Consider the following 13,989-nt stretch of genomic DNA (forward strand, 5'->3'; position numbering starts at 1 on the left):
GGAACGGACGCTTCCTTCGTACTCACCGGAGAGACTCACTCTCTCGGCTTTCCTCCGGGCGCTTCCCTTCGGTGTTTCCGACTCTATCAGATCTTTCCGATCCGATTTCCTCGGTGCTTTCCAGGTTCCCGCTCTCGCGTTTCCCTTTCCGGCGGACCCGACTTTATCAGAAGTTCTGAGTCGGGATTTCCGCCCTGCGGGGCAGGTTCCCGGGCGCTCGGTCGCGTCGGGTGCCCCGCTGGCGGAGCCGTAAACGTACTGGAGCGGGGCGCCTCGATGCAAATCGAGGCGCCCCGCTCCGGGTCCACCCCCGTTCGGACTTGACCGAGCGTCAGACCTCGACGACCACGGGGAGGATCATCGGCCTGCGCCGATACGTGTCGGAGACCCACTTCCCGAGGGTCCGGCGCACCAGCTGCTGCAGCTGGTGGGGTTCGACGACCCCGTCCTGCGCCGACCGCTCCAGCGCTTCCGTGATCTTGGGAATGACGTCGCCGAAGGCCGAGTCCTCGATGCCCGAACCGCGGGCCTGGATGTGGGGGCCACCGGTGATCTTGCCCGTGGACGAGTCCATCACCACGAAGACCGAGATGATGCCCTCGTCGCCGAGGATCTTGCGGTCCTTCAGTGCCGGCTCGCCGACGTCTCCGACCGAGAGGCCGTCGACGTAGACGTAACCGGCCTGGACCTTGCCGGAGATCTTGGCCTTGCCCTCGACGAGGTCGACGGCGACGCCGTCCTCGGCGATGACGATGCGGTCGTGCGGGACACCGGTGAGTGCGCCCAGTTCGGCGTTGGCCCGCAGATGGCGCCATTCGCCGTGGACCGGCATCAGGTTCTTCGGGCGGCAGATGTTGTAGAAGTACAGCAGCTCGCCCGCGGACGCATGGCCGGAGACGTGCACCTTGGCGTTGCCCTTGTGGACGACGTTGGCGCCCCAGCGGGTCAGACCGTTGATCACGCGGTAGACCGCGTTCTCGTTGCCGGGGATCAGCGAGGACGCGAGGATCACGGTGTCGCCCTGGACGATGCGGATCTGGTGGTCCCGGTTGGCCATGCGTGACAGTGCCGCCATCGGTTCGCCCTGGGAGCCGGTGCACACCAGGACGACCTCGTGATCCGGCAGATCGTCCAGCGTCCTGACGTCCACGACCAGGCCCGGCGGGACCCTCAGGTAGCCCAGGTCCCTGGCGATGCCCATGTTGCGGACCATCGAGCGGCCGACGAAGGCGACCCGGCGGCCGTACTCGTGCGCCGCGTCCAGGATCTGCTGGATGCGGTGGACGTGGCTGGCGAAGCTTGCCACGATGATCCGCTTGCTGGCGCCCGCGAAGACCTGGCGCAGGACGTTGGAGATGTCCCGCTCGTGCGGGGTGAACCCGGGGACCTCGGCGTTCGTGGAGTCGGCGAGGAGGAGGTCGATGCCTTCCTCGCTCAGCCTGGCGAACGCGTGGAGATCCGTCAGCCGGTTGTCCAGCGGGAGCTGGTCCATCTTGAAGTCGCCGGTGTGGACCACCATGCCGGCGGGAGTGCGGATGGCGACCGCGAGGGCGTCCGGGATGGAGTGGTTGACCGCGACGAACTCGCAGTCGAAGGGGCCGACGCGTTCGCGCTGTCCCTCCGCGACCTCCAGCGTGTACGGGCGGATGCGGTGCTCCTGGAGCTTCGCCTCGATCAGGGCGAGGGTCAGCTTGGAGCCGATCAGCGGGATGTCCGGCTTCTCCCGCAGCAGGTACGGGACGCCGCCGATGTGGTCCTCATGGCCGTGGGTGAGGACGATGCCTTCGATGTCGTCGAGGCGGTCGCGGATGGACGAGAAGTCCGGGAGGATCAGATCGATTCCGGGCTGCTCCTCCTCGGGGAAGAGCACTCCGCAGTCGACGATCAGCAGACGGCCTCCGTACTCGAAGACGGTCATGTTCCGGCCGATTTCCCCGAGGCCACCGAGCGGGGTGACCCTGAGGCCCCCCTCGGGGAGCTTCGGGGGCGGGCCGAGTTCAGGATGCGGATGACTCAAAAGACTCTCCTCACCACACACGCCACGTACCGGTAAGGCACGTGGCGCGCGTGACGTTCGTGCAGAAGCAGTTGTCGGTATGGGTGCAGGCACCTGTGTCCTGCCTATTCAGTTGTGAAGTCCTTGTCAGAGCTGTACCCCGCCGGCGGCAAGATCGATCTTGAGCTGGGCGGTCTCCTCGGGCGAGAGCTCGACCATGGGCGGGCGCAGCGGCCCGGCGGGCAGTCCCTGGAGGGCGAGGGCGGCCTTGGTGGTCATGACGCCCTGGGTGCGGAACATGCCGGTGAAGACCGGGAGCAGCTTCTGGTGGATCTCGAGCGCCTTCTGGACGTCGCCGCCGGCGTAGGCCTCGGCCATGGCGCGCAGCTCCGGGGTGACGACATGGCCGACGACCGAGACGAATCCGACCGCGCCCACGGAGAGCAGGGGCAGGTTGAGCATGTCGTCGCCGGAGTACCAGGCGAGGCCTGACTGGGCGATGGCCCAGCTGGCGCGGCCGAGGTCGCCCTTGGCGTCCTTGTTGGCGACGATCCTCGGGTGCTCCGCGAGCCGGACGATGGTCTCCGTGTTGATCGGGACGCCGCTGCGGCCGGGGATGTCGTAGAGCATGACCGGCAGGTCGGTGGCGTCGGCGATGGCCTTGAAGTGCCGGTAGAGGCCCTCCTGGGGGGGCTTGTTGTAGTAAGGCGTGACGGTCAGCAGACCGTGTGCGCCGGCCTTCTGCGCCGCGCGCGCCAGTTCGATGCTGTGGTGGGTGTCGTTCGTGCCGACACCGGCCACGATGTGGGCGCGGTCGCCGACCGCGTCCAGAACGGCTCGTACGAGGTCCGATTTCTCCGCGTCGCTGGTGGTGGGGGACTCACCGGTGGTGCCGTTGATGATCAGGCCGTCGTTGCCTGCGTCCACCAGGTGGGTGGCGAGCCGCTGCGCGCCGTCGAGGTCAAGTGCGCCGTCCGCCGTGAAGGGCGTGACCATGGCGGTGAGGATCCGCCCGAAGGGGATCTGCGGAGTGGAGGTCGGAGCCATGGATAACACGCTACTCGCTGCTCCGGCCGTGGTCTGCCCGAGGGGGTCGACAAAAGTCCTGACAAATGTGGAGCCCGGTACTGCCTGCTCGGGGGTTCAAGCAGTACCGGGTCCGTTTGATCAGGCTAGATGAACTTCGCGAAATGCCGCAATACGGACACTTCGCTCGGCTGACCCGTACATCTGTGCCCGAGCATCCCTGCCCGACCGGCGCGGTGGGTGCGGGTTACGGCGCGACGCGGCCGTTCGCGTTGAACGCGGCGTACGTGAGCGGCATGAGCCTGGCCCATTCCGCCTCCATCCTCTCGCCGACCATCTCGATCTCCCGCTGCGGGAAGGAGGGCACCTTCGCCAGCTCGTGCTGGGTGCGCAGGCCGAGGAAGTGCATCAGCGAGCGGGCGTTGCAGGTGGCGTACATCGAGGAGAAGAGGCCCACCGGGAGGACCGAACGGGCGACCTCGCGGGCGACACCGGCCGCGAGCATCTCCTGGTAGCGCTCATACGCATGGATGTACGAATCCTGCATCGCGCGCTCGACGATCGCATGCTGCGTGTCCGTACCCGGCACGAACTCGTACTTGCCAGGACGCCCCTGCTGGACGAGCTTGCGGTCCTCGCCGGGGACGTAGAAGACCGGCTGGAGCTCCCGATAACGGCCTGATTCCTCGTTGTAGGAGTTGTGCACGACGATGCCGTTCGCGAGGAAGTTGTGCCAGGGGCCTTCGACCGAGAGGTCGTAGGTCATCTCCTCGCCGTCCTGTTCGATGGCGTGGACGAGATCCGGAACCGCCTTGGCGATCTTGCCGCCGCGCTGGGCCAATGCCTGTTCACCTGCGCTCTTGACCGCGTGGCAGGGCTCACAGGCGGGAGCGAGGTTCCTCTCGTCAAGGGCTTGGGTCAGGTCGCCGGCGAGGGGAACCACGTGGTCCAGGGCGAGCTGCTCCCTGGGGAAGTCCTGCCCGCAGAGGTGGCAGGTGTCGGTCTCCTTGATCAGGCGCTGGCGCTGCATGGCCGTCCATACGCCGATGCCGCGCCGCAGGCTCGGTGGGACCAGGGCCTGGGAGGGGCGGGGGGCAGTGCCTGCCGCCAAGACGGAGTCACCGACGGCGAGCTCTCCTGCCTTGCGCCACCCCTCGGGGGTGAGCACCGCGTGGTCCACCGTGCAGCGGAGCGTCTTCCCGGAAGCTGTAGTGATCTTGATCAGTGGCTTCACGCCGGACTCGATCACATCGACGATCCGTGCCCGCTGGGCCAGCAGGGTCTCCTCGTCGTAGCAGCGCACATGGTTGCGGCGCACTGATTCGAGCTTGCGGAGACGGGTGCTGGGGTGCTGCTCGCGAAACTCCGCGACCGCGGACTCGGCTGCCTCACGGTTTTCGTAGAGGCCGAGGTGGTGGTTGGTCTCGCCGCGCCTGACCTGGGCCATCCACTTGCCCGCCCGGCTGTGCCAGGTGACACCGCCGGCGGAGTGCGGGAGCCGGTCCTCGACCCCCAGGTGCCAGAGTTTGTACAGCTCGGCGATGGTACGCCGGCGCAGGTTGCCCGCCTCGCTCTCGAGGGTGATCTCGGTGTCACCCGCCAGGCACCAGCCGACCCGGTGCCGCATGAACTCGCGGAAGACGAAGATCGGGGCGCTGATGAAGAAGGTCATCGAGTTGTGCTCGAAGGGGCTGCCGTGCCGGTCCCGCATCAGGAAGTTGATCAGGCCCTTGGAGCGCTCCGGGTCCTTCTGCAGCTCGTCCAGGGACTGCTCGCCGGCGGTGGAGACACGGGCGGCCCACAGCACGTCGGAGTCGGACGCGCTGTGCTTGACCAGCTCGACGGTGACGTCGCTGCGGAAGCTGGGCTTGAGGTCGTCGGCGGAGGTGTCGGTCACGGTGTGGAAGGTCCTTCCCATCACAAGCTCGGGCGGCGCCCACTCTACGGCCCGGCACTGACAACGGGGCGTTCGGTGCCGGTCCACGACATTCGCCGGCGAAGTCGATCGAAGTTCTGCGAAATCGGTGATTCAGGGCACCTTTTCGGGCACCCGCTCGTCTGTGTCGGTGACGGCGATCCGTTCGCGTCACCCCCGGTCCTCACACAGCTGATCCATCGATCCGCACGAGTCTCAAGAGGAGAAACACACCCCATGTCCCGTCGGCGCGAGCCCGTACCGTTCGCCTTCCTCGCCGAAGCCGACTCCTTCCGCAGCAATGTCACGCCCCCGCCCCGTCAGCGTGCCTCCGCCGCCGAGCTGGCCGGGCGCTGGCTGCTGGGCCTGACCATCGCCGCCGGGCTGGTGGGCTCCCTGGTCATCGGCATGCCCGCCATGTCGCACCAGGCGTCCGCGACGACGCAGCAGTCCGTGGCGTCCAACGGCCGCTGACGCTCCTCGTCGCCCGTCGGCGCGCAGCGGCGACCCCGTCGGCCCCCGAGGGTGGTGAGCGGGGACACGGCTCGATAGCCTCACCGGTCACAGCCCCGTGCACCGAGTGAGGAGCAGCCGTGTCCCTGCCCTTCCTGACGGCCGACCGCGCCTCCGAGCAGGCGGCGGACGACCTGCCGCTGCCGTACGACGACCGCGACCGCTGGCGCCGCCCCTACCGGCCCGGCCCGTGGCGGGTGGGCACGGCCGCGCTCCTGCTGCTGTTCGCGTCGTACGTGCTGTTCGCAGCGGTCGTCATCGCCCTCACCGGCACCCCGTCGGGCGCGGGCACGGTGTTCGGTGTGGCGCTGGCCGTCATCGCCGGGGCATTGCGGCTGCTGCGGATGGGCGTCTGGGTGAGCGCGCGCGGGCTGCGCCGAGTGGGTTTCCTGTTCACGCGTACGGCGCGGTGGCAGCAGATCGTCTCGGTCCGGACGGTGCAGCAGCCGGTGCGCTGGCTGGGGCTGCCGCGCACGGTGCAGGGCCAGGCTCTGGTCCTGGTACGGCAGGGTGGGACGCCTGCCCCGGAGCCCCTGCTGACCACCCACAACGCCGACTTCCTGGCCCGCCCTCAGGCCTTCGACCGGGCGGCGGACACGGTGGAGGCGTGGGCGGCGGAGTTCAGCCGGAGCTGACCGGTCGGGGCACCCCGGTGCCGGGCTCAGGACGTGACCGTCCTGCCCTCGTGCAGGGCGATCGCCCGCTGCATCGCCTTGCGGGCCCGTGGGGTGTCGCGGGCGTCGTGGTAGGCGATCGCCAGGCGGAACCACGTGCGCCAGTCGTCCGGGGCCGCCTCCGTCTCCGCCTTGCGCTTGGCGAAGACCTCGTCGGCCGAGTCGCGGTCGATCCGGCCGCCCGGGGTGCGTCGCAACTCGTCGACCGGCAGGCCGCCCTCCGCGTCCAGCTCGGCGGCCAGCCGGTTCGCCTTGCGGACGAACTGCGTGTTCTGCCACAGGAACCAGACCCCGATGACCGGCAGGATCAGCACCGCGACGCCGAACGCGACGGTGACCGGGGTGCCGTTCTGGATCAGCAGCACGCCGCGGCTGCCGACCAGGACGAAGTAGAAGACCAGGACAGCGGCCGTGACGGCGTAGGTGATCTTCGCGCGCATCGCTGCTGCTTCCCGTTACTTCAGGTCGAGGAAGTGCTCCAGGCCGAAGGTCAGGCCCGGAGTGGTCACGACGCGGCGGGCGCCGAGCAGGATGCCCGGCATGAAGCTGCTGTGGTGCAGCGAGTCGTGGCGGATGGTGAGGGTCTCGCCCTCGCCGCCGAGCAGGACCTCCTGGTGGGCGAGCAGGCCGCGCAGGCGGACGGCGTGCACGGGGACGCCGTCGACGTTCGCGCCGCGGGCGCCGTCCAGAGCCGTCGCCGTGGCGTCGGGCTGCGGGGCGCTGCCCGCCTTCTCGCGGGCGGCGGCGATGAGCTGGGCGGTGCGCGTGGCGGTGCCGCTGGGGGCGTCCACCTTGTTCGGGTGGTGCAGCTCGACGACCTCGACGGACTCGAAGTACGGGGCGGCCGCCTCGGCGAACTTCATGGTCAGCACGGCGCCGATGGAGAAGTTCGGGGCGATCAGGACGCCGGTCTGCGGGGAATCGGCCAGCCAGCCCCTCAGCTGTGCGAGGCGCTCGTCGTTCCAGCCGGTCGTGCCGACCACGGCGTGGATGCCGTGCCGTACGCAGAACTCCAGGTTGTCCATGACGGAGGCCGGAGTGGTCAGCTCCACCGCCACCTGTGCCCCCGTCTCGACGAGGGTCTCCAGCTGGTCGCCCCGGCCGAGGGCGGCCACCAGCTCCATGTCGTCGGCGGCTTCGACGGCCCGTACGGCCTCCGCACCGATCCGGCCCTTGGCGCCGAGGACCGCCACGCGCAGCTTGCTCATCTCTCTTGCTTCCTTACCGGAGGGTGATCAGGGCACCGGAGGTGATCACGACCGCAGCGACCGGAGGCGGTCACGCGACCGCGTCGTGCAGCCGGGACGCCTGCCTGTCTTTCAGCGGACCGATGACCGACAGCGAGGGCCGCTGTCCCAGGATGTCCTGTGCCACGGACCGGACGTCGTCCGGGGTGACGGCCTCGATCCGGGCCAGCATGTCGTCGACGGACATCTGCTCGCCCCAGCACAGCTCGCTCTTGCCGATACGGTTCATCAGCGCGCCCGTGTCCTCGAGTCCGAGGACGGTCGAACCACGGAGCTGGCCGATGGCGCGGGCGATCTCCTCGTCGGACAGACCGTTCTGCGCGACGTGGTCCAGCTCGTCGCGGCAGATCTTGAGCACGTCGTGCACCTGACTGGGCCTGCAGCCCGCGTACACCCCGAAGAGGCCGCAGTCGGCGAAGCCGGAGGTGTAGGAGTACACGCTGTAGGCCAGACCCCGCTTCTCCCGGACCTCCTGGAACAGGCGGGACGACATGCCGCCGCCGAGCGCCGTGTTCAGCACGCCGAGGGCCCAGCGGCGGTCGTCGGTGCGAGCCAGGCCCGGCATGCCGAGGACGACGTGCGCCTGCTCGGTCTTGCGGGCCAGCAGCTCCACGCGGCCGGCGGTGCGGATGGTGCGGCGGCCGGCGCGCGGGCCGATGGGCGTGGCGTCCGTACGCGTGAGGGCACCGGCCTTCTCGAAGGCGGCCCGCACCTGGCGTACGACCTTCTGGTGGTCGACGTTGCCGGCGCAGGCGACCACCAGGTGCGTGGGGTCGTAGTGCTTCTTGTAGAAGCGGCGGATGCGGTCGGCGGTCAGGGCGTTGACGGTGTCGACCGTGCCGAGGACCGGGCGGCCGAGTGCGTTGTCCCCGAACATGGTGTGCGCGAACAGGTCGTGCACGCAGTCGCCGGGGTCGTCCTCCGTCATCGCGATCTCCTCGAGGATCGCGCCGCGCTCGACGTCGACGTCCTCCGCCAGGATGAGCGACCCGGTCAGCATGTCGCAGACGACGTCGATGGCGAGCGGCAGGTCGGTGTCGAGCACGCGCGCGTAGTAGCACGTGTACTCCTTCGCCGTGAACGCGTTCATCTCGCCGCCGACCGCGTCGATGGCGGAGGAGATGTCCAGGGCGGACCTGCGGGACGTGCCCTTGAAGAGCAGGTGCTCCAGGTAGTGCGTGGCGCCGTTCAGCGCCGGGGTCTCGTCGCGGGAGCCGACGTGCGCCCAGATGCCGAAGGTGGCGGAGCGCACCGAGGGCAGGGTCTCGGTGACGATCCGCAGACCGCCCGGGAGGGTGGTCTTGCGGACGGTGCCGATGCCGTTGGTGCCGTTGATCAGGGTTTGGGTACGGGCGACGGCCCGCGCCTCCGAAGAGGTGCGGGCCGTCGCCCTGAAGCCACGGGACGTCACTGGGCGGTGTCGTCCTTCGCCTCGTCGCCGGACTCGTCCTCGCCCTCGATCACGGGGATGAGGGAGAGCTTGCCGCGGGAGTCGATCTCGGCGATCTCGACCTGGACCTTCTGGCCCACGCCGAGGACGTCCTCGACGTTCTCCACGCGCTTGCCGCCGGCGAGCTTGCGGATCTGCGAGATGTGCAGCAGACCGTCCTTGCCCGGCAGCAGCGAGACGAACGCACCGAAGGTGGTGGTCTTCACGACCGTGCCCAGGTAGCGCTCGCCGACCTCCGGCATGGTCGGGTTGGCGATGCCGTTGATCGTGGCGCGGGCGGCCTCGGCGGACGGGCCGTCGGCGGCACCGATGTAGATGGTGCCGTCGTCCTCGATCGTGATCTCGGCGCCGGTGTCCTCCTGGATCTGGTTGATCATCTTGCCCTTGGGGCCGATGACCTCGCCGATCTTGTCGACCGGGATCTTGACGGTGATGATCCGCGGGGCGTGCGGGGACATCTCGTCGGGCCGGTCGATGGCCTCCATCATCACGTCGAGGATGTGCAGGCGGGCGTCACGGGCCTGCTTGAGGGCCGCGGCCAGGACGGAGGCCGGGATGCCGTCCAGCTTGGTGTCGAGCTGGAGGGCGGTCACGAACTCCTTCGTGCCGGCGACCTTGAAGTCCATGTCGCCGAAGGCGTCCTCGGCGCCGAGGATGTCGGTCAGCGTCACGTAGTGCGTCTCGCCGTCGATCTCCTGGGAGATCAGACCCATGGCGATACCGGCGACCGGGGCCTTAAGCGGCACACCGGCGTTCAGCAGCGACATGGTGGAGGCGCACACGGAGCCCATGGACGTCGAGCCGTTGGAGCCGAGGGCCTCGGACACCTGACGGATCGCGTACGGGAACTCCTCGCGCGACGGCAGCACCGGGACGAGGGCGCGCTCGGCGAGGGCGCCGTGGCCGATCTCGCGGCGCTTGGGGGAGCCGACGCGGCCGGTCTCACCGGTGGAGTAGGGCGGGAAGTTGTAGTTGTGCATGTAGCGCTTGCGCGTCACCGGGGAGAGGGTGTCGAGCTGCTGCTCCATGCGCAGCATGTTCAGCGTGGTCACGCCCAGGATCTGGGTCTCGCCACGCTCGAACAGGGCCGAGCCGTGGACCCGCGGGATGGCCTCGACCTCGGCGGCGAGCGTACGGATGTCCGTCACGCCGCGGCCGTCGATGCGCTTCTTCTCCTTGATCACGCGCTCGCGGACCAGCTGCTTGGTGAGCGAGCGGTACGCGGCGGAGATCTCCTTCTCGCGGCCCTCGAACTCCGGCAGGAGCTTCTCGGCGGCGAGCTGCTTGACGCGGTCCAGCTCCGCCTCGCGCTCCTGCTTGCCGGCGATGGTGAGCGCCTGGGCGAGCTCGGGGCGGACGGCGGCGGTCAGCGCCTCCAGGACGTCGTCCTCGTAGTCGAGGAAGATCGGGAACTCGGCGGTCGGCTTGGCGGCCTTCGCGGCGAGGTCCGACTGGGCCTTGCACAGCACCTTGATGAAGGGCTTCGCGGCCTCCAGACCGGCGGCGACGACCTCCTCGGTGGGCGCCTCGGCGCCGCCCTCGATCAGCTTGATCGTCTTCTCGGTGGCCTCGGCCTCGACCATCATGATCGCGACGTCGCCGTCCTCCAGGGCGCGGCCCGCGACGACCATGTCGAAGACGGCGTCCTCGAGCTCGCTGTGCGTCGGGAAGGCGACCCACTGGCCGTTGATCAGCGCGACGCGGACGCCGCCGATCGGGCCGGAGAAGGGCAGACCGGCCAGCTGCGTGGACGCGGACGCGGCGTTGATCGCCACGACGTCGTACAGGTGGTCGGGGTTGAGCGCCATGACGGTGGCGACGACCTGGATCTCGTTGCGCAGGCCCTTCTTGAAGGACGGGCGCAGCGGGCGGTCGATGAGGCGACAGGTGAGGATGGCGTCCTCGGAGGGACGGCCCTCACGGCGGAAGAAGGAACCGGGGATCTTCCCGGCCGCGTACATCCGCTCCTCGACGTCGACCGTCAGGGGGAAGAAGTCGAGCTGGTCCTTGGGGGTCTTGGACGCGGTGGTGGCCGACAGGACCATCGTGTCGTCGTCCAGGTACGCGACGGCGGAGCCGGCGGCCTGCTTGGCCAGGCGGCCCGTCTCGAAGCGGATGGTGCGGGTGCCGAAGGAACCGTTGTCGATCACGGCTTCGGCGTAGTGGGTCTCGTTCTCCACTAGCGTTTTCTCCTCGTCTTCGTCCCTTGGCTGCCCGTGTGGCAGGGGGACGGTGGCGGAGAAGCGCGCCGTCTGGTGCGGGCCGGTCTTCGATCGAAGCACCCGGGCTGTCCTGCCCGGGGGCCACTACCGAGGACCGGCGGCGGCGAGGTGCGCTCCTCCTCGTTCGGTGTGTGCGGTGCCGCCTGGTGCCTCCAGGTACCCCTCACACGGTGTCCTACATCGTGCGTTGTGCTACCACACTACAAAGCGGTGGTGACAGTCCGCACGTACAGCAAAGGGAGCGGCCCCCTTCGTACGGGAACCGCTCCCTCCACGGCGTCTTACCTGGCGCCCGCCGCACCGCGGCGGATGCCCAGACGGTCGACCAGCGTACGGAAGCGCTGGATGTCCTTCTTCGCCAGGTACTGCAGCAGGCGACGGCGCTGACCGACCAGGATCAGCAGACCACGGCGGGAGTGGTGGTCGTGCTTGTGGGTCTTGAGGTGCTCGGTCAGGTCGGAGATCCGACGGGACAGCAGAGCGACCTGGACCTCGGGGGAGCCGGTGTCACCCTCCTTGGTACCGAATTCGGCGATGATCTGCTTCTTCGTAGCGGCGTCGAGCGACACGCGTACTCCTCGTAGTCTTCTTCAGCTGCCACCGAGTGCCCCTGGTCTTCTTCTCAGGGGAGCTTCCACGACTCGGGAGGCGGGGATCCGCTGGGCGCGGCCTCCAGGGGAACCGGAGGTGCGTACACATACGGCCGTCACACAGCGTACCAGCCGGGCAGCAGTGGCCCGGGCCGGGTCCCGCGGGGGAGGCGGCGGGGGCGTCCGGCTCCCGGCGCGTGGGGTCACAGCAGCCGGAAGCCGAAGCCCGTGGCGGCGAGGCCGATGACGACGATCGTCGGCCCGATGACGTAGTTGCCCCACTTCCGGGGGCCTTGAGCGCGCCAAAGGGCAGTGGTCGCAGCGACACCGGCAATGACGACCAGACACCCGGCGATCCCGAGAAGGGCCAGGAAGAAGCCGCTCCAGGTAGCCGGGTGGTCCGGGTTCGGGGTCCAGGTCGCCGCAAGTCTCACTTCGTCGGCCGCTCTCACTCGTCCTTGGCCAGGGCCTGGATATCCGACTCGCTGCCGGAGCCCGCGGCGTGGACGCCCGTGTTCGAGGTGGTGCGCACGGTGTTCTTGAACGCGCCGTCCGTCAACGTGTCGGGATCGACACCGAACTGACTGATCCCGCTCCCCCGTCGTCGAGTACGTGATCACGACGGAACCCAGGAGAGTGATCCGCGAGAGGAGACGTTCACCGGCTCAGGAGGCGACACTGTCGGATCCTTTGCCCACCGCTACCGTCGGGTCCTTTGCCCACCGCGGCCCTGGGCGACGGCCACGACCGGGGTGTCGCCCGTGCACGCACCGCTGGACGGGGGCGGCGAGTCCCGCCTCTGTCACCTCCGCCGGGCCTGAGGGCCGGCGCGACGGCGGAGGGCCGGCGGCCGCCGAGCGGCGCTCAGACGCCTCCGCGCACCTTGCTGTAGACGTCGAGGACGGCCAGGCAGACCGGGACCAGCGAGAGCAGCACCACGGAGTCCGCGAGGTCCAGCATGCGGCCCCAGAAGGGGGAGAGCCCCTTCTGCGGCACGATCAGGGCGATCGCGATCAGCAGGAGCACGCCGGCGGCGACCGAGGCGCCGAGCCACAGGGTCCTGATGTCGACGGGGCCGGAGTTGCCCTTGAGCAGTTCGAGGACGATGCCGGCCGGGGGCGAGATCGCGAGGCCGAGCACCAGCAGACCGAGGGTGACGACACCGGCCACGAACAGGCACGTGACCTGTGCGGTGTACCGGAACAGGCGCGCCCGCATCATCGCGGCGAGACCGGTGCACAGGGCCAGCAGCTGGGCCCAGCCGCTGTCGCTGAAGCCGAGGACCGCGCCACCCGCGCCGATGATGACGGCCGCGCAGCCGCCCACCAGTCCGAGCAGCAGTTCGTGGCCCCGGCTGGTCTGGGCGACGATGCGCTGGACGTCGACGGCCTCCAGGTCGCCCTCCCGGCCCTCCCGACGGGCCCTGGCCAGGTCCTCAGGGTTGCGGAAACCGATCGGCAGCTTGGCGAAGCGGGCCGACCACCCGGGCAGGAAGCCGACGACCGCCAGCGCGACCACCGAGGTGCCGGCGGCGATCTCGCGCGGCTGCGCCTCGGTGAGCACACCGCAGAACACGGCGAGCGTGCCGATCGCGGAGGCCAGCGCGGCGGCCACGAACGGGGCGTCCCCCTGCGGCAGGAGCATGATCAGCACGACCGACAGGAGCAGTACGGCGACGCAGCCGACGAGGAACTGGATCCTGCCGGGGCCGTGCCCCGCGTCCTGCGGGATGACGCCGGAGCCCGCGATGAGCGCGTGCGGCAGCGCCGAGACGCCGAGTGCGACGGCGGAACCGCGGTCGTCGTACACCCGGGCCCGCACCCCCGCGAGCACCGTCAGCGCCAGTGCGACCACGCCGGCGAGGATGCCCTGGAGGCCGTGCATGTCGTGCCGTACCGGATCCGCGAACCAGAAGACGAAGCCGAGCATGACCAGCAGCAGCGCGCCGGAGACAAGACCGGCCACCCGCATCAGGTTGTCGTTCCAGCTGCGGATGTCCTGCTTGACCGCGGCGGCGATCGCGTCCACCACGTCGTCGTGGACGGCCGGCGGCAGCGAATCGGCGAACGTGCGCAGCAGCAACACTTCGCCGTCCCTGACCCGGTGCTCGAGCAACGAACGGCTCGCGTCGAGCACTTGGCCCTCACGGCGTACCAGGTGGTAGCCGGCCGGGCTGCTGTCCGGCGGGACCAGACCCGAGAGCCTGACGATCTCGGGAAAGAGGTCCTGGATCGGCAGGTCCTCCGGCAGCGCGACATCGACACGGCTGTCCGGCGCTGCGATGGTGATTCGGCAGAAACCCGTCGAAGTCCCCGTGCTCACCTGGTTGTTCCCCCTGTTGGACAAGGCTTGCTCA

At 69.4% G+C, this 13,989-nt stretch carries 11 protein-coding genes and 3 pseudogenes; 2 read left to right on the forward strand and 12 right to left on the reverse strand.

Annotation, left to right across the window (positions count from 1 at the left end):
- Positions 1–331: 331 nt before the first annotated feature.
- The 5 genes and pseudogenes from ACFYZJ_RS21110 to ACFYZJ_RS21130 all read right to left on the reverse strand — a co-directional run.
- Positions 332–2,017 carry a ribonuclease J gene (locus tag ACFYZJ_RS21110; protein WP_388570329.1) on the reverse strand — a complete coding sequence of 562 codons (1,686 nt, stop codon included), beginning with the start codon at positions 2,015–2,017 and terminating at the stop codon, positions 332–334.
- 126 nt (positions 2,018–2,143) lie between these two features.
- Entirely contained in the window at positions 2,144–3,043 is a 900-nt protein-coding gene (dapA, locus tag ACFYZJ_RS21115; protein WP_388570331.1) for a 4-hydroxy-tetrahydrodipicolinate synthase, read from the reverse strand.
- Positions 3,044–3,269: 226 nt separating this feature from the next.
- Positions 3,270–3,719 (reverse strand): annotated as a pseudogene (thyX, locus tag ACFYZJ_RS21120) (FAD-dependent thymidylate synthase); the annotation flags it as partial.
- A 3-nt stretch (positions 3,720–3,722) separates the two neighbouring features.
- A pseudogene (locus ACFYZJ_RS21125) lies at positions 3,723–4,649 on the reverse strand (HNH endonuclease); the annotation flags it as partial.
- Positions 4,629–4,919, reverse strand: a pseudogene (locus ACFYZJ_RS21130) (FAD-dependent thymidylate synthase); the annotation flags it as partial. The pseudogenes ACFYZJ_RS21125 and ACFYZJ_RS21130, both read right to left, overlap by 21 nt.
- Positions 4,920–5,174: 255 nt before the next feature.
- Here ACFYZJ_RS21130 and ACFYZJ_RS21135 point away from each other — a divergent pair.
- On the forward strand, positions 5,175–5,411 hold the full coding sequence (locus ACFYZJ_RS21135) for a hypothetical protein (RefSeq protein ID WP_388570332.1): 237 nt from the start codon (positions 5,175–5,177) through the stop codon (positions 5,409–5,411).
- A gap of 119 nt (positions 5,412–5,530) precedes the next feature.
- The gene (locus tag ACFYZJ_RS21140) at positions 5,531–6,085 is read left to right on the forward strand and encodes a hypothetical protein (protein WP_388570334.1); all 555 of its coding nucleotides are present in this window, start codon (positions 5,531–5,533) and stop codon (positions 6,083–6,085) included.
- Positions 6,086–6,111: 26 nt separating this feature from the next.
- Here ACFYZJ_RS21140 and ACFYZJ_RS21145 read toward each other — a convergent pair whose 3' ends face one another.
- The 7 genes from ACFYZJ_RS21145 to eccD all read right to left on the reverse strand — a co-directional run bounded on the left by ACFYZJ_RS21145 (position 6,112) and on the right by eccD (position 13,955).
- Positions 6,112–6,564 (reverse strand): hypothetical protein, encoded by a 453-nt coding sequence (locus tag ACFYZJ_RS21145; RefSeq protein ID WP_388570336.1) that lies wholly within the window; start codon positions 6,562–6,564, stop codon positions 6,112–6,114.
- Between the two features lie 15 nt (positions 6,565–6,579).
- Complete coding sequence (gene dapB / locus ACFYZJ_RS21150; RefSeq protein ID WP_388570338.1) at positions 6,580–7,332, reverse strand: 4-hydroxy-tetrahydrodipicolinate reductase; 753 nt, start codon at positions 7,330–7,332, stop codon at positions 6,580–6,582.
- Between the two features lie 70 nt (positions 7,333–7,402).
- Positions 7,403–8,782: a M16 family metallopeptidase gene (locus ACFYZJ_RS21155; RefSeq protein ID WP_388570339.1), complete on the reverse strand. Its 1,380-nt coding sequence runs from the start codon at positions 8,780–8,782 to the stop codon at positions 7,403–7,405.
- Entirely contained in the window at positions 8,779–11,001 is a 2,223-nt protein-coding gene (locus tag ACFYZJ_RS21160; protein ID WP_388570340.1) for a polyribonucleotide nucleotidyltransferase, read from the reverse strand. Before ACFYZJ_RS21160 ends, ACFYZJ_RS21155 begins: the two co-directional genes overlap by 4 nt.
- A gap of 323 nt (positions 11,002–11,324) precedes the next feature.
- Positions 11,325–11,612 (reverse strand): 30S ribosomal protein S15, encoded by a 288-nt coding sequence (gene rpsO / locus ACFYZJ_RS21165; RefSeq protein ID WP_030657602.1) that lies wholly within the window; start codon positions 11,610–11,612, stop codon positions 11,325–11,327.
- A gap of 224 nt (positions 11,613–11,836) precedes the next feature.
- Positions 11,837–12,067 (reverse strand): hypothetical protein, encoded by a 231-nt coding sequence (locus ACFYZJ_RS21170; RefSeq protein WP_388570341.1) that lies wholly within the window; start codon positions 12,065–12,067, stop codon positions 11,837–11,839.
- 430 nt (positions 12,068–12,497) lie between these two features.
- The gene (eccD, locus tag ACFYZJ_RS21175) at positions 12,498–13,955 is read right to left on the reverse strand and encodes a type VII secretion integral membrane protein EccD (RefSeq protein WP_388570343.1); all 1,458 of its coding nucleotides are present in this window, start codon (positions 13,953–13,955) and stop codon (positions 12,498–12,500) included.
- Positions 13,956–13,989: the final 34 nt, after the last annotated feature.

The sequence above is a fragment of the Streptomyces sp. NPDC001848 genome (assembly GCF_042891915.1).
GTDB lineage: Bacteria > Actinomycetota > Actinomycetes > Streptomycetales > Streptomycetaceae > Streptomyces.

Coding starts and splice junctions, on each gene's coding strand:
- dapA (WP_388570331.1), bottom strand. CDS start 3,043: ATGGCTCCGACCTCCACTCCGCAGATCCCCTTCGGGCGGATCCTCACC.
- ACFYZJ_RS21135 (WP_388570332.1), top strand. CDS start 5,175: ATGTCCCGTCGGCGCGAGCCCGTACCGTTCGCCTTCCTCGCCGAAGCC.
- ACFYZJ_RS21145 (WP_388570336.1), bottom strand. CDS start 6,564: ATGCGCGCGAAGATCACCTACGCCGTCACGGCCGCTGTCCTGGTCTTC.
- dapB (WP_388570338.1), bottom strand. CDS start 7,332: ATGAGCAAGCTGCGCGTGGCGGTCCTCGGCGCCAAGGGCCGGATCGGT.